Consider the following 21,092-nt stretch of genomic DNA (forward strand, 5'->3'; position numbering starts at 1 on the left):
GTAGAAAAAAAGAGCCTCATTCAATTGGAAGAGGCTCTTTCCTTTGCATGAAAAAGTCGAGGGTTATGTCCTCGACTTTTACTGGTTATATTGTTTGGACAGGCATCATCATCAATAAGCGATGCCTACGCGTTGATGTACAAACTCCTTCGAATTTAACTGCTGATATAAAAAGTGTGCGGTATCTTCAACTGAAATTTTCTTTCCATCTATAGGGAGAAAATCTTTCTCATAGCGATATGACCGTGTCACTTCTCCATCTGGTAAATAGGTTGGACAAATAATGGTCCAATCTAGATCAGTCGATTGAAGGATTTCAAACGCTTTCGCATGCTCTTTAGCTGCTCGGGAAGTGGTCCGCTTTGATTCATTTGTTTCAAAACGGTAAAGCTCCGGCTGCTGCCTTGCTTTTAAAATACCTGCTGTACCAATTGTAATAATTCTTGATGTATTTGTTTGCTTCATGGCTTGTACGATATGCTCCATTGAAACAGATAATGTATCATCACCATCTGTTGATAGACAGCTCACAACAATATCTGCTCCTTTGATTGTCTCAAGCACATCTTCTCGATTTCTTGAATTGCCGGTGACTTGAAACATACCCGCAAGCATTTCTTCTCGGTTTGTCCGAATCAATGAACGAACTATGTAACGTTCATCTACTTGAACGAAACGAAGAAATGCTTGTCCTACACGTCCATGAGCACCGAAAAGAGCTATTTTCATCTGTTCGATCCCTCCACTACATACTATAAGTGAAAAGAACCCAAATTGGTACAACTTTTATGTGATGCTTTTTTTATAAAGATGAAAGGACCGAATACTATGAGCATATTCACATAATAGAGAGATCCCTACAAATTGTAAAAGTTCTAAGTTCATACCAGAAAAAATGTCCATGAAGATCCGCTCCTTTCTACTACATGATATGAGCTGAAAGGAGTTTGGTGAGGGATAAAAAACAAAAAAAGAAGACACCATAAGAGGTGCCTTCTATGATCCAGATATGAAATTAAGCTTTTGTTCCGCCAAGGTTTTGTTGAGCGAAAGACACAAGACGTTTTGTAATTTCTCCACCAACTGAACCGTTAGCACGAGATGTTGTTTCTGCTCCAAGATTTACACCAAATTCAGAAGCGATTTCGTATTTCATTTGATCGATCGCTTGCTCTGCTCCAGGAACTAGTAATTGGTTTGAACTATTAGAATTAGCCATGATGTGATTCTCCTTTTTGTATATGATTTGTTTTTTTTTGGTTGGGTTTGCTGGAATCGCACCAGCGAAATGATCAAGTCATTTGCCACTTGGCGAAACCCAATGCAGTAACTGCTTTGTACTAAGTATTATGGTTATTTCCGAAAAAAACATACGAAAAAAGAACATGGTAAATGTTGTGTTAACATACAAAAAACCATCACCCAATGATGAGTGATGGTGCTGCTTATATATCTTTTTATTCTGCTGAGCGAATGCGCAGCTCTGTATCCGAATCAAAGAAATGAGCTTTGTTCATATTAATCGCAAGAGGGATAGATTGTCCGGCCTGTACATCGGTACGAGAATCAACACGTGCAATAAACGATTGACCATCGATAGAAGAATAAAGCATCGTTTCTGCCCCCATTAATTCAGCTACTTCTACGTCAGCATGAATTTTTGTGCCTTCAGACGCCTCTATAAATACTGGTTCATCGTGAAAATCTTCTGGTCTGATGCCTAAAATGACATCCTTTCCAATATAGCCTTGGCTGCGTAATACTTTCATTTTTCCTTCTGGTACACGAATATGAGTTTTTCCAACCGCAATGGCACCGTCAGAGAGCTTTCCTGTAAAAAAGTTCATCGCAGGTGAGCCGATAAATCCACCTACAAACACATTCTCTGGGTTTTCATATACATCTTTCGGAGCTCCTACCTGCTGAATAAAACCATCTTTCATGACAACAAGGCGTGTTGCCATTGTCATGGCTTCAGTCTGATCATGTGTCACATAGATAAATGTCGTTTGCAGACGCTGATGAAGCTTAGAAATTTCAGCACGCATCTGAACACGGAGTTTTGCATCTAAATTAGAAAGCGGTTCATCCAAAAGAAAAACCTTTGCATCACGTACAATCGCTCTGCCAAGTGCAACACGCTGTCTTTGACCTCCAGACAGTGCTTTTGGTTTCCTGTCTAAATATTGCTCAAGCCCTAATATTTTAGCGGCATTTCGAACCCGCTCATCAATTTCTGCTTTTGGAAACTTCCGAAGCTTTAATCCAAAAGCCATATTATCGTATACATTCATATGAGGATATAATGCATAGTTTTGGAAAACCATTGCGATATCCCGGTCTTTCGGTGCTACATCATTCATCCGTTTTCCATCTAACAGAAAGTCTCCTTGTGATATTTCTTCTAGACCTGCAATCATGCGAAGGGTTGTTGATTTTCCGCAGCCTGATGGACCAACAAACACAATAAATTCTTTATCTTCTATATGTAGATTAAAGTTGTCTACTGCTGTTACCTTGTTATCGTATACTTTATAAATTTGATTGAGCATCATTTCAGCCATTAGATGTCAGCCTCCCCAGTCCCTCTTTTTTGAAAGCGCTTTACTAGTAAATAAAGTGTATAAAATGAGGAAGAGTCTGTAAATGGACAACGTGCACAACATCCTATTTTCATTTTTGGGCAGGGTGCTCATCTTTCGTTCTTTCTTTATGAAATATCAAGTAGAGTCATCATCAAATAAGCAGCTGATGCTTCTGGAAAATGTCGTATATCTAGCCCAGTGCGCTCAATAAATTTATCAATTCGATATTGAAGACTGTTTCTGTGAACATATAATGCTTTTGCTGCTTTGGATGCGTTTAAATTACATTGCATATAGGTCATGAGAGTGCGGTAAACATCTCGGTCAACAATCGCTTCTTTAAAAGCATCTGATATAGCATGAGAGAGGACAGATGCATCATAACAAATGAACGATGGTAGGCATTGATAAAATGTGGCAACCCCTGATCTAAGCTTTTCTCGCTGCATGTGGCATACAAAGAGCTGTTGTTCATTTAATAATCTCATCTGTAAATGGTCATTTGGCAAATGCAGCTGCCCTTGTATAAAGACTGAGTCTGTTAAAAAATCACTTGTAATGGCCAGAGACAAATCATTTAATTGATCTAATTGACTATTTTCTGATGTAGCGTTTGGTTGAATCAGCATAGCTGTTTCAGGGCCTGTCCATATGAAATGAGTATGTTCGAGGCTGTTATTAACAGCCTCTTTTATTTGCTGTCTTTGTTCTTCTTGATGGATCATTTGAAAATAATAAACACGGACGGGATGTTGGACAGTTAGTGGTTTGTTTTCAAAAAGATAGCTGAACCATCTTTGTTCACCCTCGGTTTGTGCTTTTTGAAATAGATCAATCGGTGTAAGAAAAGAGTTGAGAAGAAGTGTTTCTCTTGCTGTAAGCTCCGATTTGTCTACTCCAAATATTTCGCCTTCGTCTGTTTGATACCAAAGAATTTGTTTGTCATGAGTAGGTGTACTGATGATATGGTCTCCGTAAACAAGTTTTAACTTTTCTAACATGGCGGGGCTCCTTAAACAGTTTAATCATAGACATGGAATAGCATTAATTCGTGGATTTCTTCTTTTAAGGTTGGTTCAACTTCATGGGGCGGAAGCTGAGAGCCCCATTCAATATCACCTGTTTTGTGGTAGATGCCTTCATAATGCGCACCATTGTGGAAAAAGGATATTTTCCAGCCTGGCAATTGTGCTTTTTTAAAAAGAGGTTTCCATTGAAAATGAGAAATCATATCATCATTGCCTCCTTGCTTTTATTGATGAAACAATAAACAAACACGACAACACGGAAACAACCTTGAACTTGATTTTATTGTATCTCATCTCATGAAAAGAGCATAGAAAAAGCATAAATTTAAGAGCACGACATGTGGCAAAAGTGTAGTCAGTAGACGTTCGCGTGATTTGAAGTGGTGAGTGCCGTTTCTGAAAGGTAAGATGCGTAACCCATGATTCTTTTCCCAATCAGCCATTCTGATTTTTTCAAAGAGCCATGCTGGAAAATCTCTCGGCCAGGGCGGGAATTGGCCTCAAACATCCAAATGGCGCCTGTTTGATCAATGCCTAAGTCAAAACCGATTTCACCAATATGCCCGGTCATTTTTTTATCTATTACTTGGCTAAGCGTGATGGCAGTATGAGAAAGCTGCTGTAAAATCTGCAAACGTTTCGTTTCTTCTGGAAAGACAGCATAAAGTGTTTTCACCGTTCCGCCGTGTAACTGGTGAGTTGTGATGGTGTGATCTCCAGAAATTTTTGCTGCTGCTGCTGTGACTGTCCAATCACCGTCTTTATTTTTATTCGTATGAACTCTGAAATCCATCGGCTGATTGTCTATTTGAAGAAGCTCAATGCCTTGTTGTGCAATAAAATCATGAATTGCATGATCTTTTCGCAGCCTTTGAACAAACTGATCTATTGAATCATATGGAATAGACCTTCCAAAATTTGTGCATACAGTGATTCTGTGATTTTCCTTTTTTAACTGATAAATACCGTCTCCATGACTTCCGTTCGTCGGTTTTAAGTATATAACTTGATGCAGGTGGAGAAGTGTTTCAATTTTACTTAGAGCGTCCATGGGATCTAATTGTACAGAATGTGGGAGAAAGGACCATGTTTTTTCATCTGTTAATAGCTGTTCATGAATCTCCCATTTATTAAAAAAGTAAGGATTGAACCAAGGGATATCATAGTCTTGGGTGAGTTTTCGCTTCGTTTCTTGAATGAGTGCTGACTGAGCAGCTTTTCTATTTGGAAGCCGGTCATAAATGACTGACGGCAGGGGAAGCTGTTTTTTAACCCATGAATCTTGCTGGTACAACAATCCTTCTACAATTCCTTTTTCCCAATCAATAGAATGTGACCCAAAAAGATAGGCAAAACCAGCATGCTGTCTGAAAGAATGCAGCAGTTTGATAAAGAATTGTGATCTTGTTCCTAATGGCTGCGTGCTTTGCTCAAAACCTGCAGTGAAAATGCCCATCAACGGCCCTATAAAAAGTGTATGGTCAATGATGATCACATCAGCTTTTGATTGGTAAGGAATCAGTAAATCTCTGTATAGATCTTCTGATAATAATATTTTCTTTGGATGCTGATGATAGGAAATGTTGAAGCCATCAACTAAACGAGACCCTAGAGCAAGAGAATAGATGGCCTCTTTCTGTTTATAATGGTCTGGAAGATGAATTGTTTTTTCACTTGTGAGGTGTGGGGCGATGATGCAGCGATTTTTGTTCATAAGAAACCTCCTTCGGTTGAGACATCATCGATTGCGCATGTTCAAGAATGGTACGAATCAACTGATGTTCCTTTTCAGGGTAAGCTTTTAAAAAAGCGGATCGTCCTGGCTTTGATCTGACATTAGATATGAACAGCCTGCCTTCACTTGTATGAAGCAAGTCTACTGCGAATTCAAAGCAAGGAGAGTAGGTTTTATCTATATAAGCTGGAATTGATGCCTGAATGGACGCAAGATCGTCTAAAAGGAGCTCCTTGATGTGTGGCTGCAATGTATGTAGATAGTGTTCAAAGCCTATCACAGGATCTGATTTTTGTGTAAAACTTAAAAGACTATTTTCTGCAGGTGATTTTGTGTGAATCCCCATGCGTTTCCATTGATTTTGTGAATCTTTCATAAGAAAAATCCTGATTTCATTGAATAAAGGTTCTTTTTGATCACTTGTGTTGAAAAATTGAAGGAAATACCGGCCTGCATATTTTTGGCACCAGCGCTCCATCTCTGACGCGCGAGAAAATGTAATGGTTTGATTGGAACTTAGCTGAACGGTGAATGTTGATTTGCCATCAAAGGAAATGAAGTAAGTAGATGCTGCGTGCTGCTGGGAGAGAGGCTGCATTCTATAATAACCGCCAGCCCCGCACTCCCTTACCATATTGATCAGGTCTGAGGGCTCTTTTAATAAAGAGCATCCAGGTAAATATGGCTGTAAAGCAGAGAGGAGACGGAGCTGCTCAAATAGCACCATTTTATTTGAAATGCCGGTATTCAAAAAATCTGTTTTTGGATACTTTTTTAGCCATTCCATGATGGGTTTTGCTTTTTTAGATTGTGCGTCATGCCGGTAAAGACATCGATCGTAAATCAAGTCGGGAATCGGAAACTGTGCGTCGGCAAACCCTTGGTCATTCATATATGTTTGACCTTGTATCAAATTTGAAGCCGGCTTTAAATCAAGTGGTGTAAAACGAACAACCTTTAAACGATAAGAAGAGGCAGCTTTGGCGAGCTGACGTGTAAATGCCTCTTCATACTGCGGAGAAAGGGTTACAATACCTAATGTTTTCATTAAAAAACACCTTCTTTTCAACTTCTTTTTTTACCATTCACAAAAACGTTTTTTTATGATTTTACATAAAGCTTGCGCTCCTTTATCATTACGACAGATCGCTTGATCATATGTCTCGCTGCATACTTCATTTGCTTGGGAACTTGACAACAACTATAATACGTATAGATCAAAACAATAAACATCGGGTGTTGTTTGAAAGGTAGATGACGACTTTGAATATATTCACAACGTTTATCTTTATGATTGTTATCGGCGCAGTCATAGGAGCAGCGACAAACCATCTTGCAATTAAAATGCTTTTTCGGCCTTATAAACCATATTACTTATTCGGAAAACAGCTTCCATTTACACCGGGGCTTATCCCTAAAAGAAGAGACGAAGTAGCCAAGCAGGTTGGTGTCATGGTTATGGAGCATTTGCTCACGCCAGAAGGTATTCAAAAGCGATTTGAATCATCCGAGGCAAAGCAGGAGATCCTGCGTACAGTCCATCGATATATTGACAAAGGCGCAAATATGGAGATAACCGTATTCTCCCTGCTAGAAAGGTTCGGCGTTATAGAGGCTGATGTCAAAGCAGATAAATGGCTCCATCAGTGGTCTGATCAGAAGCTCAAATCACTGCTTGAAACATATAACCAGCAAACTTTATCTGAATTGCTCCCTGTAGAAGTGGAAAACAAAATATCATCGAAAATTCCAGATGCAGCAGATTATATTTTAAAGAGAGGCATTCATTATTTTGAAAGTAATGAAGGCAAAGCAAGGCTCGGCAATATGATTGATGATTTCTTAAAAGAACGGGGAATGCTTGGCAGTATGGTCCAAATGTTTCTAGGGAATACAAGCTTAATTGATCGTGTACATCCCGAAATCATCAAGTTTTTAAGAAACGCAGAAACAAAAAGATTTTTATCCGATTTGCTTGTTCAAGAATGGGACAAGGTGAAGCAATTTTCTCTTCATGAGCTTGATGAAAAATGGAATGTGAAGGAACTTATTTTTAGTGTGAAAAACCAATTGCTTTCTCATTTCTCTACAAAGCTGATATTAGACAAACCCGTCGGGATATATGTCAGTGCTGTCGCGGATGATCTTAAAACACACTTTGCGCCAGTGTTGATTGATAAGGGGATCGGAGCGGCTTCAAATGCTTTAGAGGGTCTGCTTGCAAAGCTGCAATTTGAAGATATCATTCGTGAACAAATTGAACTTTTCCCGCTTGAAAAAATGGAAGAGCTTGTAGTCAGCATCTCCAATAAGGAGCTGAAGATGATTACATTTCTAGGTGGTCTTTTAGGCGGGATGATTGGTGCTATCCAGGCTGTTTTTGTGGCGCTATTCTAAGACAAGCTATAGAAATTTTAATGAATTCATTGTATATATGTGAAACGAAAGCCATAGTTTGTTATAGTGGAGTGGTGTCCGCCGATCATATCGGTGATAACGGATAGAAAGGAGACATAACATGTCTGTAAATCTTTATGATGTTGCATATGACCTTGAAAAAGCATTGCGTCATAGCGAAGAATATTCAAATTTAAGAAATCTTTATGATGAGGTAAACGCGGATGATTCCTCTAAAAGAATGTTTGAGAACTTTCGTGACATTCAAGTAAACCTTCAACAAAAACAAATGACTGGTCAAGAGATCACACAAGAAGAAGTGGAGCAAGCTCAAAAAACAGTTGCTCTTGTTCAGCAGCACGACAAAATCTCTCAGTTGATGGAAGCAGAACAACGTGTGAGTGTTCTTATCGGTGAATTAAATAAAATTATCATGAAGCCACTTGAAGAGCTTTATGGGAATCCAGAAGAAAACTAATGGAAAGGGCGATGTCATTCGCCCTTTTTTGTTTTATCTTTTCTCCTCAATATCTTTTAAAAAAAGGTTGTCGAAGCACATAAATTCTGCGATAATACTTATATTGAAAGTGCTTTCAAAAAGGCGCTCTCAAGGGACAATTGGGTGCGTTTCACTTGGGATTTATGGCGGTGAGCCAAACGAGAGAGAAGCGCTTCTGGGAGAAACGCAAAGCATCATAAGGGGATCTGATATAAGCAATGCTTTGGTGTGTAAATGATAAGGGGATCATGGGGAGCTTCATCACTCCATTGTAACGCATCCAAACCATACATAAAAAAAAGCCTAGGGGTAGGCTTTTTTTATTTATCCATCTATTCATAACCTGGGGCTCTTTCAACTGCATGTTCTAAAGCACCAAGCTAGGGCATATCCTCATCGTAAGTACAGTCATCAAGAAGGGGGATGCCTCAGTGTCAAAAAAACTACTTGCACTCAATATAGATGGGACGTTACTTCGTTCCAATGGTAAAATCCATTCTGCTACAAAAGAAGCTGTGGAATATGTAAAGAAAAAAGGGGTTTACGTGACGATTGTCACCAACCGGCATTTTCGTTCCGCTCAAAAAATTGCCAAGGCGTTGAAGATTCCAACATCAACCCTTGTGACGCATAGTGGTGCATTTATCGCCGATAAACTCGATGAGCCGCTTCATGTGAAAAAATTAACGGAAGAAAAGACATTTAATCTTGTGCAAATCCTTGAAAGCTTCGATTGTAATGTCCGCTTGCTGCATGAAAAATTCTCGATCGGCAACCGGAAAAAAACGCAGTCTCAGCTGATGGGAAAGACGCTCATTCATCCGTCTGATCCAATTTTCTATCCTGTCCAATTTGTTGAATCGTTAAGTGATATGCTGATGGATGAACCAGTCAGTACTCCAGTGATTGAAGTATATTCGACCGCGGAGCTTCAGCCTGAGATTCACAGGACCATTCAACAAGCATTCCCATCTGTTGATCTTATTAGGATCAGTGATGAGAAAATGAATATTGTATGCAAAGGGGTTTCGAAGGAAGCGGGACTTTCTCTTTTAACCTCTGCACTCGGTTTTACTTTAGAAGATACGGTCGTCATTGGACATGGAACAGATGACATTCCAATGCTTGAATTGGCTGGTTTAGGCGTTGCTATGGGAAATGCCCCCAATGATGTCAAGCGTAAAGCCGATTGGGTGACGCGCTCGCATGATGAGCAGGGTGTGGCTTATATGATCAAGGAATACTTTAGAATGCAGCAAAGAGAAGGATTTTTACATCAATTCGATATTAAGAGATAATAAAGTGAAGGCCCTGTCCATCAAGAAATGACAGGGCCTTCGTCTGTTCCCGTCATTGCTTTTCCTACATGAATTTTGTAAAATGAAACAAGTTTGAAGATAAAGGTGATATGATGCGAATTTTAATTAAAGGGCTGTCAGATGAACGATTTCATCGCCCGCTTGTCAATATAGCTAATTTATTTGAAGAAGATAGTGAAGTGATGTTTGAACCAAGTGAATTGGATGATGGTTTGATCATGGAATTTAGCTGGAAAGAAGAAAATGGCATGGTGGAAGCATCTGGCCATATCGATGGATCAGACATCACCAGTCGTTTTTCGCGGGATGTCCCAGAGAGCTTGAACGATAAGGAGCGCTGGAAACAAATCAAAAACACAGTGCTGTCTGTTTATTTACACTTGCTTCAGGAGCACACAGGAATGACACAAAAGTGGGGGATTCTCACGGGAATACGTCCGACGAAATTACTTCATAAGATGCTGAGAGAAGGCATGTCAAAGGAAGATGCACATGCGGCGTTAAAGCGTGATTACTTGATTCATGATGACAAAATCAATTTGATGCAGGAGATTGTCGACCGTCAGCTTAAAGCCATTCCAGATCTGTATGACCTTCAGCAGGAAGTGAGTATTTATATTGGCATTCCTTTCTGCCCCACAAAATGTGCTTATTGCACGTTCCCTGCTTACGCCATTAAAGGACAAGCTGGCAGAGTGGGAACGTTTTTGTTTGGTCTGCATTATGAAATGCAAAAAATGGGCGCATGGCTAAAAGAACATGGGATCAAAGTGACGACTGTTTACTTTGGCGGAGGCACGCCAACGAGCATCACAGCGGAAGAAATGGACTTGCTGTATGAAGAAATGTATCGCTCGTTCCCAGATGTGAAGCATATACGGGAAGTGACTGTCGAAGCAGGGCGTCCTGATACGATTTCGCCTGATAAGCTAGAGGTGCTAAATCGCTACAATATTGACCGGATTAGCATTAACCCGCAATCGTATGAGAATGAAACACTAAAGGCTATTGGCCGGCATCATAGTGTGGAAGAAACGATTGAAAAGTATCACTTATCAAGACAGTACGGCATGAATAATATCAATATGGACTTAATCATTGGATTGCCGGGAGAAGGGCTCAAAGAATTTCAGCACTCCTTGCAGCAGACTGAAGAGCTCAAGCCTGAATCTTTGACTGTGCATACACTCTCCTTTAAAAGAGCATCTGAAATGACGCGCAATAAGGAGAAATACCAAGTAGCAGACCGAGAAGAAATCACACGTATGATGGATGAAGCGGTCACTTGGACGAAATCACATCATTATCACCCGTATTATTTATATAGACAAAAAAATATTTTGGGAAATCTCGAAAATGTCGGGTATTCATTAGATGGGCAGGAAAGTTTGTATAATATCATTATCATGGAAGAAGTACAGACAATCATTGGCATTGGATGCGGTGCAGCAAGTAAATTCATTGATCCACGATCAGGAAAAATTACGCAGTATGCCAATCCAAAAGATCCAAAATCGTATAATGACCGCTATGAACACTATACAGAAGAGAAAATTCAATTCCTTGAATCATTATTTGTTTCTCACGTTTAAACACTGCGATAACGCAGTGTTTTTTTCATTTGTAAAAGGGTATATAAGTGATAAAAAGGTAAAGCAGGTGTACATATGATAGATGTGATCGGAATTGGGATTGGGCCCGCCAATTTAGGGTTGGCCGCTTTGTTAGAGGAGTATGAGGATGTCTCATGCTGTTTTTTTGAACAAGAGTCTGAGTTTGCTTGGCATCCTGGTATGCTGATCAAAGGAACGGATTTGCAAGTTTCCTTTTTAGCAGACCTTGTCACAATGGCGAATCCAAGGAGCAGGTATACATTTTTAAATTATTTACATGAATCAAATAGACTTCACCGGTTCTATACATTTGAACAGTTTGATATCCCGCGGAGAGAATTCAATGAGTATTTATCATGGGTAGCAGGAGAATTAGACAGCTGTCAGTTTGGGATGAAGGTAGAAGAAGTGACGGACTGCCAAGATGGCTACCTTGTGAAAGTCAGACGGCTGAAAGATGGATCGCTTTCTGAGTATCGTGCAAAGCATGTCGTGTTAGGCACAGGAAGCAAACCGATGATTCCAGTCGATGTGCCTGAAGCAGCATACCCATATGTGACCCATAGCAGCCGTTATTTAGATCAGCAGAAAGCACTTCATGAAGCTGAGTCGGTGGCGGTAATCGGCTCAGGGCAGAGTGCAGCTGAAATTTTCTTAGACCTGCTTCAGCATCAAAAGAAAGGGCAGCAGCTTTCATGGTTTACGCGTTCTAGTGAATTTAGAGAGCTGGAGACAGCAGAACTTGGCCAAGAGCTTTTTACACCAAAGTATGTCGAGTATTTTCATTCGCTTCCTTATGAAGAACGTATGAACACATTGCCTAGGCTGACAGGATTAAGAAATGGCATCGATGCATCGACGCTTTCTCGCATTTATCAGGAGCTGTATCATCGCTCCGTTTCAGGTGAAGAGCCATCTGTGCTCATTCAGCCAATGACCGAGCTTGAAGCGATTCAAAGAGGAGAGCATCAGCCTTTGGAGCTGCACCTCAAACAGTGGCAGCTGAAGAAAGAAAAAAGCATAACTGTAGATCATGCTGTATTGGCTACAGGGTATACACCGAATATTCCTGAATGGTTTAGCGCATACGAACCTTTGATTGAATGGGAAAGTGATGAGCATTTTAAAGTGACAGACGACTTCAGGCTTGTGTTCAAAGACAAGCGTTCAAATCATTTCTTTACATTCACGAATCTTGATCATTCTCATGGAACAGCGGCGACCAATTTGAAACTATCGATTTACCGCAACCAGAAAGTCATTCGAACCATTCGCGGGGTCGAGGAAACGCCAGTCAAGCAAGAAACTGCATTTCAGCAATTTGAATAAAACATAGAAAAGGGCCCAAGCATAGGGCCCTTTTTTATTAGATCGTCGTTTCTTTTTTTACTTTTGGTTTTTCAAGTTTCCATTTGAAGATTTTGTTGAGGATTTGATAGATTTTCTTAGATTCTTTCGTTACGAGCGGTCCTAAGATCGCAAGGATTAAGACATACAATGCAGCAAAGGGCTTCAAAGTAGCGGCAAGTCCGCCGGCGATGCCAAGCTCGGCAACGATGATTGAAAACTCTCCTCTCGATACGATGGTTAATCCAATATTAGAAGAGGCTTTATGAGAAAATCCAGCTCTCCGTCCAGCGAACATTCCGGCAGTGAAGTTCCCAATTAAGGTAAGAATCACAGCACCGATCGCAAGCCAGAAGGCATCACCCAATGTAAACGGATCGATACTGAGACCAAAGCTGAAAAAGAACATCGCTCCAAAGAAATCTCTAAACGGAACCACGAGATGCTCGATGCGGTCTGAGTGCTCTGTTTCTGAGAAAACAAGACCAAGTAAGAGAGCCCCAATAGCCTCTGCTACATGAATTGTTTCTGAAAAACCAGCGACAAAGAACAAAGCGGCAAAAATCACAATGATGAACACTTCGTTCGAACGGATATCAAACAACTTATTTAATAGTTTTGGCAGCTTCCGCGCAATGATAAAGAAAAGCATCATATAACCAAAAGCGATTAAAATCGATAATAAGGCACCGCCAACAGTAGTAGCATCTCCAAGGACAAGACCTGATACGACGGATAAATATACGGCAAGGAAAATATCCTCAAACATAATAATCCCTAGAATTAACTCTGTTTCAGGATTTGCCGTCCGTTTCAAATCGACAAGGACTTTGGCCACAATGGCACTGGATGAAATGGTGATCACACCTGCCATAATGAGAACCTCAAGGAATCCAAATCCTGTGATAAAACCGTAGAGCAGTCCTAAGCTGAAGTTGATCAAAATATAAATAGATCCGCCGACTGCAATAGATTTACCCGATTTAATGAGTTTTCCGACAGAGAACTCAAGTCCAAGATAGAAAAGAAGGAACAGGACGCCCATTCTGCCAAAAAACGAAATGATCTCCGTGCTTTCGATAAATTTCAAATCAATGATCCCGATAGTTGGAGCATGCGGCCCAACAATCATTCCGAGGACAATGAGAAAAGGGATGATAGAAAATTTAATTTTATTGGCGATTAAGCTGGCGATGGCGATAAGAATTAGCGCCGTCCCAACTTCAAAGACTAAATGATCCATTCATCACTCTCCCCCTCTAGAAAGAAAATCACGTACCAATCGCTTCAAGTGTTTTCTTTCGCCCGAAATGACCATCGTATCATTTGCTTGAATAATCGAATCGGCACCAGGGTTGAGTAATTTTTCATTTGTATGTTTAATGATCGCAATCACGGTGACTTCATAATTTTGTCTCACATCTAAATCACCGAGTGTATGTCCAACCGCTTTTGCACCTTTTTCCACCTTAAACCATTCAATGATCAAGTCGTTGAAGGCCATTTCAATGGTTTCTAGTGCCTGCGGTTTATACACCATACCGCCGATAATAGCAGCGATTTGCCGGGATTCAGCATCATCGAGTGAAATGGTAGACAGCACTTCATCTGGATCATCATCGTCAAAACGATAAATTTCCCGTCTGCCATCATCATGAATCACAATCGTCATCTTTTCTCTATTTCTCGTTTCAATTTCAAATTTCTTTCCGATCCCAGGAAGATCATTTTCTTTAATGTTCATTTTATCCCTCCGAATTTGATAGGCTGTGTTTTTCAAATAGTAAATGCGGATGAAATAAAATGAATCAGTAGAGGTAATTAGATTGATACATAACGGGGATCGCACACTTCATTTCCAAAAAACATAGATCAATGGACAATGCAGCTGATGGGGCAGGCTTTGGCAGAAAAGTCTTGGCATCCACCATGGATAATCTGTCCTTCAACAGAATGGATGAAGCATGTTTTTTTGAAAATGAAGGTGTCTTCACAGCATTGATTTCTTCATCATAAATGGATGGAGAAATCATGCTAGGTATACTCGCTTCTGCCTGTGAAGCAAAAACGACATTTGAAAAAGGAGAAAACATGACGATGAAGCTAACCAATATTATGATGGAACATCTGATCAATCATCCTCCTCCTTTCAAATTTATTTTCTTTCTTTTTTTACTATATAAAAATATATTTCTTGTTTCAATCATTATGCTTATTTTAGTATCAATTGATCTTGAAATTTTTTATTTAGAGAAAAAGGTTTTACATGATGGAAATGGAAGTAAGTGATGAGCTTTTAAAAGAAGAGGGGGATGGATGATGACATATATCAATTGTCAGTTAGACGGGGATGTTTTTGAAATCGTTTTCAATAGGCCTGAAGCTTATAATTCTTTTCATGTGGACATGTTTGCTGAATTCAAAGAAGCATGTGATGCAGCGGAGGAAAGCAGTGCAAAAGTCGTTGTCATCAAGGGAGAGGGAAAAGGATTTTCAGCAGGCGGAGATATTGGGATGATGCTTAAGCAGGAAAGTGAAGAAGATTTCCATCGTGTGATGGATTTGATCGAGGGAATTACACTTTCTCTAGCTAGTATGAAAAAAGTGACGATTGCGCTTGTCCACGGGTCAGCAGCAGGCCTCGCTTTTAGCTTTGCCCTAAGCTGTGACTACTTGTTTATGCATCAGGATGCAAAACTCGCCATGAATTTTAATGGAGTAGGATTAATTCCAGATGGCGGGGGGCATTTTTTCCTCACAAAAAGAGTGAGTGAGCAAACCGCTAAACAATTGATTTGGAGCGGACAAAAGCTGCCAGCTGAAGAAGCGTTAAAGCTGCGCCTTGCAGACGGGGTGTTTCAGGATGAGGTCGATACGTACCAAAAAGTGTGTGTGAAGCCATTTATGAACATGCCGCTTCAAGCCTTTATCGAAACAAAGATGATCTATTTCCAGCAGTCAGAATCAAAGCTCTTAGCAGTTCTTCAAAAAGAGAGAGCAGCACAGGCAAGACTGAGAAAAAGTCATGATCACAAGGAAGGTATACAAGCCTTTTTAGAAAAAAGACGTCCTGTCTTTCAAAAAGCATAAATGAACATGAGGCCGGCGAAAGCCGGCTTATTTAACGTTCAAATAAAAGCAGCTTTCCTGCTTGATCAACGAGTCGATGAGAATGTTTTGTATATTGCTGTTCCATTAAGCGATGACGTCCTAATTCCTTTGCTTTCTCATCACTATCCGCTGTGATTTTTTCATTTAATAAAGTATCACCCGACCGGTCAAATACGGTTAAAAAGTATGTCTTCTCCATTCCTCATCTTCCTTTCCTCTGTTTTTAATGTAATTAAACATGGAATAAGTCAAAACCTCTTTTTTAGCCCTTAAAAATGTGTTTTTTAGATTGAGAGTGATAGAACGTGCATTCGTAAAAATGGCATGATAAAATATGGACAATGACAGTATCGGACAAGGAGATAGACGTTTGACTAAGCTCACCTTTATTCATGCCGCAGATTTACATTTAGACAGTCCATTTGCAGGAATGTCGACGATACCTAATTCTATATTTAAGCGGCTCAAAGAAAGTACATTTCAAAGTGCTAAGAACATCTTTGATCTTGCCGTTGCGCGGGCGGTAGACTTTGTGCTGCTGAGCGGAGATTTATTTGATGAATCCAATCGCAGCTTAAAAGCACAGCTGTTTTTAAGAAATCAGTTTGTAAGACTGCAAACGCACGGGATTGAAGTCTTTATTATTTATGGGAATCATGATCATTTAGGCGGGGAATGGACACCGATTGAGTGGCCTGAGAATGTACATGTCTTTACGAGCAGTACACCAAGTGAGCACTCCTATTATCGAGGGGAGCAGCTTGTCGCCAGTATTTATGGGTTTAGCTACAAAGAGCGGGCTGTCTATGAAAATATGACATCTCATTATGTCAAAACAACAGACGCTGCCTATCACATTGCAATGCTTCACGGCACATTAGCCGGACAAGAAGGACATGATGCATATGCCCCATTTCAGCTTCAGCAGCTCATAGCACGGGATTTTGATTATTGGGCGCTCGGACATATACATAAAAGAGCCCTCCTGCATGAAGACCCATATATACTTTATCCTGGTAATGTGCAGGGCAGACATATAAAAGAAACGGGAGAAAAAGGCTGTTACTTGATTCACCTTTCCGAAGATTCACGGGCTGCGGATTTTATCAGCTGTGCAGATATCATCTTTGAGAAACTGGCAATAGACATCACAGAAACGGCTCATATGACGGATCTTGTCACACTTGTGGAAGGCAAAATAAATGACCTGAAAGAGGAAGGCGTTCCTCATTTTGTGAGAATTGAATTGACAGGTGATGCACCTTCTTACTTTGAGCATACGCAGCTTGAGATCCTAGAAGAGCTGTTGACTGTTTTTCATGAGCAGGAGGAAGATGAAGACGTGTTCGTTTGGGTGATATCAATTGACTGCCGAACAAATGAGGATATGATCTATCCAGAGGATTCTTTTTTGAAGGAACTAACAGCAGAAATTGCACAGTTTGAGTCATATGAAGAGCTGCTTTCACCGATCAAGCGTCACCCAATCTACAGGAAGTCAGGAAAAGCGCTCACAAAAGAGGATGAATTGGATATAAAAGAAGAAGCACAAAGGCTGCTGACGGAACAGCTGAAGCAATTATGAGAAAAGGAGAGGTATGATGAAAATACGTTCACTCCATATAGCGAATTTCGGGAAATTTTCAAATCGAACCTTTCACTTTTCTGATGACGGTTTTCAGCTAGTTTACGGCCTGAATGAATCGGGGAAAACGACATTGAAGGCGTTTATTGAATCGATGTTATTTGGTTTTTCAAAAAACAAGATATACAAGCCGAAACAAGGATCTTTCTATGGCGGCTCCCTCACTTGCTTAGATGAGGAGTTAGGTGTCATTCACATTGAGAGATCGTCCGATCGAGGCGGTCAAGCACAGGTGTTTTTACCGAATGGTGAAGTGAAAGATGAAGCATTTCTACGAACTCTTTTAAAGGGAACAGATCGCAGATTATTCCAATCAATCTATTCATTTGATGTGTTTGGTCTGCAAAATGTCCAAGCCTTAAACGAAGATCAAATCGGTGAATTTCTCCTTTTCTCAAGTTTATTTGGCTCAGATGCTGCCTCCAAGATGGATAGCAGGCTGCTTAAGCGGCAGGAGCAGCTGTTTAAACCAAATGGACGCAAGCCGGAATTAAACCAGCAGCTTGATCGTTTAAAAGAGCTGGCTGCACAGCTGAAACAAGCTAGATTGGCAGAAGGCCGTTATACAGAAAAAAAACGGGAGCATTCTGAATTAATAGAGACGATCGCAGCGCTTCAAAAGGAAATGAAGCAGACAGAAGAACAGATTCAGCAGTTAAACGAACACATTCGACTTTATCCCATGATAGAGAAGAAGATGGAGTTAAAAAAAGAATTAGCCCGTTATCCAGAACGAGTCAAACGCTTTAGAGCAGAAACAGAGCATGAATTGGATAAATTAGAATCACACCTTCACCCGAAAAAGGCTCAAATGACTGCACTAAAGCAAAAATTAGATCATTTGCAAACCTCGCTGGCACAAGTTCAACCGCTTTATGACAAGGATACATTACTGGAGATGAAGCGTGTTGTTGATGAATCTTCTCATGCTGAACGTGTCAAAAACCGCTTAGCTGAATGTAAAGCAGAACGTGATTCAGTGAAACAAAAAATGGACGAAGCCGCAGCGAAGCTAAAGTGGCAGCGTTCAGTCAAGCTTGATCAGATTGACGACTCCCTTGAATTTGAGTGGGAATTAAAGGAGGCTGTCAGCCAATACGTTCGTTTAATGGACAGAAAGGCACAGCTGGATGACCGGTTTGATCATGCAAGACATGAGCTGGAAGAAGCGGAAACCGCTTTAAAAGGATTAAAGGAACAGCAGGCCAAATCGCACAGTTCAGTGGAAGCTGGGGAAACAAGAACAAAAGAGAAACGGGTTCATTCCCGGGCGTGGTTATTTCCTGTGATGGTGATATTTGATGCTGCATTTCTGCTTGTCCTTTTCTTTTTAACAGAGTGGTGGGTTACTTTCTTATTTGCAGGGTTTTCTGTTTTTGTCTTCTTTGCTATTTACCCATTTTTGAAATCGACACAGGTGAAACACGGAAGCGGCAGGGGAACATTCGATTCCTTCCAAGTGCAGGCAGCTTCAGCTGAAACGCTTGTGAGGCAGAAGGAGCTTTTGTACGAAAGGATCATCCGGCAATATGAAGACTGGGAGCAGGAGCTGGAACCTGTCCAGCAGCAAGTAGAGGAAAAGAAAAGACAGCTGGGCTTGTCCTCAGAGCTTTCTTTCCTAGTAGAAGCCTTCCTTATCCTGAAGCAATTAAAAACGAATACAGCGGGATATGAGGAGCTTAGCCGGGAAATAGACGAGCTTGCCGGCCAGCAATCCAATTATGAGCAAAGGGTGGAAGCGTTAAGCAGTCTTCTGCAACGAAAGGAAGGCACCATTCAAGAGAACATCTCGGCCTTTCAAGAGATGTTGAAAGATGAGGCGAAAAGAGAAAAAGAACGTCAGACATTGGATGTATCGATTCAACATGTGAAACAGCAGATCACGACACTAGAAGGGGAAATTGACTATTACGAAAAACAAATGGACGCGCTTTTTCGTCAAGTAGAGGCAGAGTCCAAAAAAGATTATCAAATTCTTTCCCATCTATCGAAAGAATATCGGGAGCGGCTTTCCCATTTGCAGCAGCTGAATCAAGAGCTGCATAGAAGCGGCTGCTTTGATGAGGAAGAATCGATTGTTCGTAAAGGATTGCGTCTGCTTGAAGAAGAGTGTGCGGAAGCAAAGCAGCACCTGAATAACATACAATCGAATGCGGCGAAAATGGAAAAACGTCTGGCAGAACGAGCAGTGGAAATCCGGCAAATAGAAGCTTCAGGTACGGTGTCTGATTTGACTCATCAGCTTTCAGTTGAGCAGGAGCATGCAAAGCACCTTGCGAAAAAATGGGCGGCGGTTCAGCTTGTTCGCTCCGTCATTCGAGAAAAATTGAATGAACATAAAGAAAAAAGGCTGCCAGCACTGCTGCAAACAGCTTCCCGCTTTATTCAGCCGTTAACGAATGATCGATATGAAGCCATTTTATTTTCACCCGAGGATGACCGGCTGATCGTGAAAAGGATGGACGGACGAATATTCCGCCCAGAAGAGCTCTCGCAAGCAACATGTGAACAAGTCTATCTGGCCATTCGTTTTGCACTCGCCTTGTCTCATCAGCAGGAATGTCAGCTTCCGTTTATGATGGATGACAGCTTCGTTCATTTTGATCATGTTCGTCTAGGAAGAGTGCTGGAGTTGATGAATGAACTCACGCGTTATGAAACACAGCTGTTTTATTTTACCTGTCATCAGCATATGATGCAGGCAGCAGAAGATGGACAGATTACGAGTTTAGCAGTTGAATGATTGACAAATAATGACTTATGTTATACTTATATGAGCAGAAACATGGAAGGAGCTTTTATTGAATGGCTAAAGGGATCATGACCTATGATGTCGGCGAACAAGTTGACCTGCATTTATTAATTAAATCATCTACTAAAGGGATTGCAAGTAATGGCAAACCATTTTTAACGCTCATTCTTCAAGATCAAAGTGGAGATATTGAGGCGAAACTATGGGATGCAAAGCAGAATGATGAAATCACCTACGGCCCGCAAACCATCGTGAAGGTAGTAGGCGACATTCATCATTATCGCGGGAGGAATCAGCTGAAGCTTAGGAATATACGCCCTGTTGCTGAAAACGAGCAAATTCGAATTGATGACTTTCTCGAAACAGCTCCTATTCCAAAACACGATATGATGGATACGATTATGCAATATATCTTTGATATGAAAAACCCTAATATTCAGCGTGTTACAAGGCATCTGCTAAAGAAATATGGACAGGAATTTGCTGATTATCCGGCAGCGACAAAAAATCATCACGAATTTGTCTCTGGACTCGCTTACCACGTTGTGTCCATGCTGCATTTAGCAAAATCCATTGTTGACTTATATCCATCACTAGATCGAGATCTTTTATATTCAGGCATCATTCTTCATGATTTAGGGAAAGTCAAAGAGCTTTCGGGTCCAGTCTCCACGACATATACGGTGGAAGGGAATTTAATTGGCCACATTTCCATTATGGTGACAGAAATTGCGAAAGCTGCGGAAGAGCTTAGCATTGATTCTGAGGAAATTCTCATTTTACAGCACTTAGTCCTGAGTCATCATGGAAAAGGGGAATGGGGCAGCCCGAAACCACCAATGGTGAAAGAAGCTGAAATTCTCCACTATATTGATAATTTAGATGCGAAAATGAACATGATGGATCGTGCGCTTGAGCATGTGAAACCAGGAGAATATACAGAACGTATTTTTGCACTTGAGAATCGTTCGTTTTATAAACCAACCTTCCATCACGAATAATCATGTCAAAACGTCCGTTTATGCGGGCGTTTTTTTCATAACTTGTCTTCTTTTCGCATA

20 protein-coding genes are annotated in these 21,092 nt (G+C 40.6%); 9 read left to right on the plus strand and 11 right to left on the minus strand.

The features are described 5' to 3' along the window. Nucleotides 1-111 precede the first annotated feature (111 nt). From MHI08_RS04780 to MHI08_RS04810, 7 genes are all read right to left on the minus strand, one after another. On the minus strand, nucleotides 112-729 hold the full coding sequence (locus tag MHI08_RS04780) for an NAD(P)H-binding protein (protein ID WP_248351350.1): 618 nt from the start codon (nucleotides 727-729) through the stop codon (nucleotides 112-114). A 286-nt stretch (nucleotides 730-1,015) separates the two neighbouring features. After that, nucleotides 1,016-1,219 (minus strand): alpha/beta-type small acid-soluble spore protein, encoded by a 204-nt coding sequence (locus MHI08_RS04785; RefSeq protein ID WP_024425744.1) that lies wholly within the window; start codon nucleotides 1,217-1,219, stop codon nucleotides 1,016-1,018. A gap of 238 nt (nucleotides 1,220-1,457) precedes the next feature. Then, on the minus strand, nucleotides 1,458-2,564 hold the full coding sequence (ugpC, locus tag MHI08_RS04790; protein WP_024425745.1) for a sn-glycerol-3-phosphate ABC transporter ATP-binding protein UgpC: 1,107 nt from the start codon (nucleotides 2,562-2,564) through the stop codon (nucleotides 1,458-1,460). 146 nt (nucleotides 2,565-2,710) lie between these two features. Beyond that, nucleotides 2,711-3,586 (minus strand): helix-turn-helix domain-containing protein, encoded by an 876-nt coding sequence (locus tag MHI08_RS04795; protein ID WP_339241068.1) that lies wholly within the window; start codon nucleotides 3,584-3,586, stop codon nucleotides 2,711-2,713. A 20-nt stretch (nucleotides 3,587-3,606) separates the two neighbouring features. Continuing rightward, nucleotides 3,607-3,816, minus strand: coding sequence for a YheE family protein (locus MHI08_RS04800; protein ID WP_003211787.1), 210 nt, complete (start codon nucleotides 3,814-3,816; stop codon nucleotides 3,607-3,609). Nucleotides 3,817-3,968: 152 nt separating this feature from the next. After that, nucleotides 3,969-5,327, minus strand: coding sequence for a YheC/YheD family protein (locus MHI08_RS04805; protein WP_342500047.1), 1,359 nt, complete (start codon nucleotides 5,325-5,327; stop codon nucleotides 3,969-3,971). After that, nucleotides 5,284-6,396, minus strand: a complete 1,113-nt coding sequence (locus MHI08_RS04810; protein ID WP_212040216.1) for a YheC/YheD family protein — start codon at nucleotides 6,394-6,396, stop codon at nucleotides 5,284-5,286. Before MHI08_RS04810 ends, MHI08_RS04805 begins: the two co-directional genes overlap by 44 nt. 215 nt (nucleotides 6,397-6,611) lie before the next feature. Here MHI08_RS04810 and MHI08_RS04815 point away from each other — a divergent pair, with 215 nt between their 5' ends. The 5 genes from MHI08_RS04815 to MHI08_RS04835 all read left to right on the plus strand — a co-directional run bounded on the left by MHI08_RS04815 (nucleotide 6,612) and on the right by MHI08_RS04835 (nucleotide 12,505). Further along, nucleotides 6,612-7,745: a DUF445 family protein gene (locus tag MHI08_RS04815; protein WP_341083411.1), complete on the plus strand. Its 1,134-nt coding sequence runs from the start codon at nucleotides 6,612-6,614 to the stop codon at nucleotides 7,743-7,745. A 121-nt stretch (nucleotides 7,746-7,866) separates the two neighbouring features. After that, nucleotides 7,867-8,223, plus strand: coding sequence for a YlbF family regulator (locus tag MHI08_RS04820; RefSeq protein WP_202739216.1), 357 nt, complete (start codon nucleotides 7,867-7,869; stop codon nucleotides 8,221-8,223). Nucleotides 8,224-8,675: 452 nt separating this feature from the next. Continuing rightward, complete coding sequence (locus MHI08_RS04825; RefSeq protein ID WP_039177545.1) at nucleotides 8,676-9,542, plus strand: Cof-type HAD-IIB family hydrolase; 867 nt, start codon at nucleotides 8,676-8,678, stop codon at nucleotides 9,540-9,542. Between the two features lie 113 nt (nucleotides 9,543-9,655). Then, nucleotides 9,656-11,155 carry a coproporphyrinogen III oxidase gene (locus MHI08_RS04830; protein ID WP_076839448.1) on the plus strand — a complete coding sequence of 500 codons (1,500 nt, stop codon included), beginning with the start codon at nucleotides 9,656-9,658 and terminating at the stop codon, nucleotides 11,153-11,155. 75 nt (nucleotides 11,156-11,230) lie between these two features. Beyond that, on the plus strand, nucleotides 11,231-12,505 hold the full coding sequence (locus MHI08_RS04835) for a SidA/IucD/PvdA family monooxygenase (protein WP_226015049.1): 1,275 nt from the start codon (nucleotides 11,231-11,233) through the stop codon (nucleotides 12,503-12,505). Between the two features lie 37 nt (nucleotides 12,506-12,542). Here MHI08_RS04835 and MHI08_RS04840 read toward each other — a convergent pair whose 3' ends face one another. From MHI08_RS04840 to MHI08_RS04850, 3 genes are all read right to left on the minus strand, one after another. After that, the gene (locus tag MHI08_RS04840; RefSeq protein WP_056766068.1) at nucleotides 12,543-13,766 is read right to left on the minus strand and encodes a cation:proton antiporter; all 1,224 of its coding nucleotides are present in this window, start codon (nucleotides 13,764-13,766) and stop codon (nucleotides 12,543-12,545) included. 3 nt (nucleotides 13,767-13,769) lie between these two features. Beyond that, entirely contained in the window at nucleotides 13,770-14,267 is a 498-nt protein-coding gene (locus MHI08_RS04845; RefSeq protein WP_024425442.1) for a cation:proton antiporter regulatory subunit, read from the minus strand. Nucleotides 14,268-14,331: 64 nt separating this feature from the next. After that, nucleotides 14,332-14,658 carry a potassium:proton antiporter gene (locus tag MHI08_RS04850; protein WP_226015051.1) on the minus strand — a complete coding sequence of 109 codons (327 nt, stop codon included), beginning with the start codon at nucleotides 14,656-14,658 and terminating at the stop codon, nucleotides 14,332-14,334. Nucleotides 14,659-14,839: 181 nt separating this feature from the next. Here MHI08_RS04850 and MHI08_RS04855 point away from each other — a divergent pair, with 181 nt between their 5' ends. Further along, on the plus strand, nucleotides 14,840-15,613 hold the full coding sequence (locus MHI08_RS04855; protein WP_083703964.1) for an enoyl-CoA hydratase: 774 nt from the start codon (nucleotides 14,840-14,842) through the stop codon (nucleotides 15,611-15,613). A 31-nt stretch (nucleotides 15,614-15,644) separates the two neighbouring features. On the opposite strand, the gene MHI08_RS04860 is transcribed toward MHI08_RS04855, so the two are convergent. Further along, nucleotides 15,645-15,833: a YhzD family protein gene (locus tag MHI08_RS04860; RefSeq protein WP_041109960.1), complete on the minus strand. Its 189-nt coding sequence runs from the start codon at nucleotides 15,831-15,833 to the stop codon at nucleotides 15,645-15,647. 171 nt (nucleotides 15,834-16,004) lie between these two features. On the opposite strand from MHI08_RS04860, the gene MHI08_RS04865 reads away from it, so the two are divergent. From MHI08_RS04865 to yhaM, 3 genes are all read left to right on the plus strand, one after another. Next, a complete protein-coding gene (locus MHI08_RS04865; RefSeq protein ID WP_326148550.1) occupies nucleotides 16,005-17,219 on the plus strand; it encodes a DNA repair exonuclease in 1,215 nt (404 codons plus the stop codon). A gap of 16 nt (nucleotides 17,220-17,235) precedes the next feature. Next, nucleotides 17,236-20,022, plus strand: a complete 2,787-nt coding sequence (locus MHI08_RS04870; RefSeq protein ID WP_087975649.1) for an AAA family ATPase — start codon at nucleotides 17,236-17,238, stop codon at nucleotides 20,020-20,022. A gap of 62 nt (nucleotides 20,023-20,084) precedes the next feature. Continuing rightward, on the plus strand, nucleotides 20,085-21,032 hold the full coding sequence (yhaM, locus tag MHI08_RS04875) for a 3'-5' exoribonuclease YhaM (protein ID WP_024425447.1): 948 nt from the start codon (nucleotides 20,085-20,087) through the stop codon (nucleotides 21,030-21,032). Nucleotides 21,033-21,092 lie beyond the last annotated feature (60 nt).

The sequence above is a fragment of the Bacillus sp. FSL M7-0791 genome (assembly GCF_038627085.1).
In the GTDB taxonomy this organism is placed as follows: domain Bacteria; phylum Bacillota; class Bacilli; order Bacillales; family Bacillaceae; genus Bacillus; species Bacillus safensis.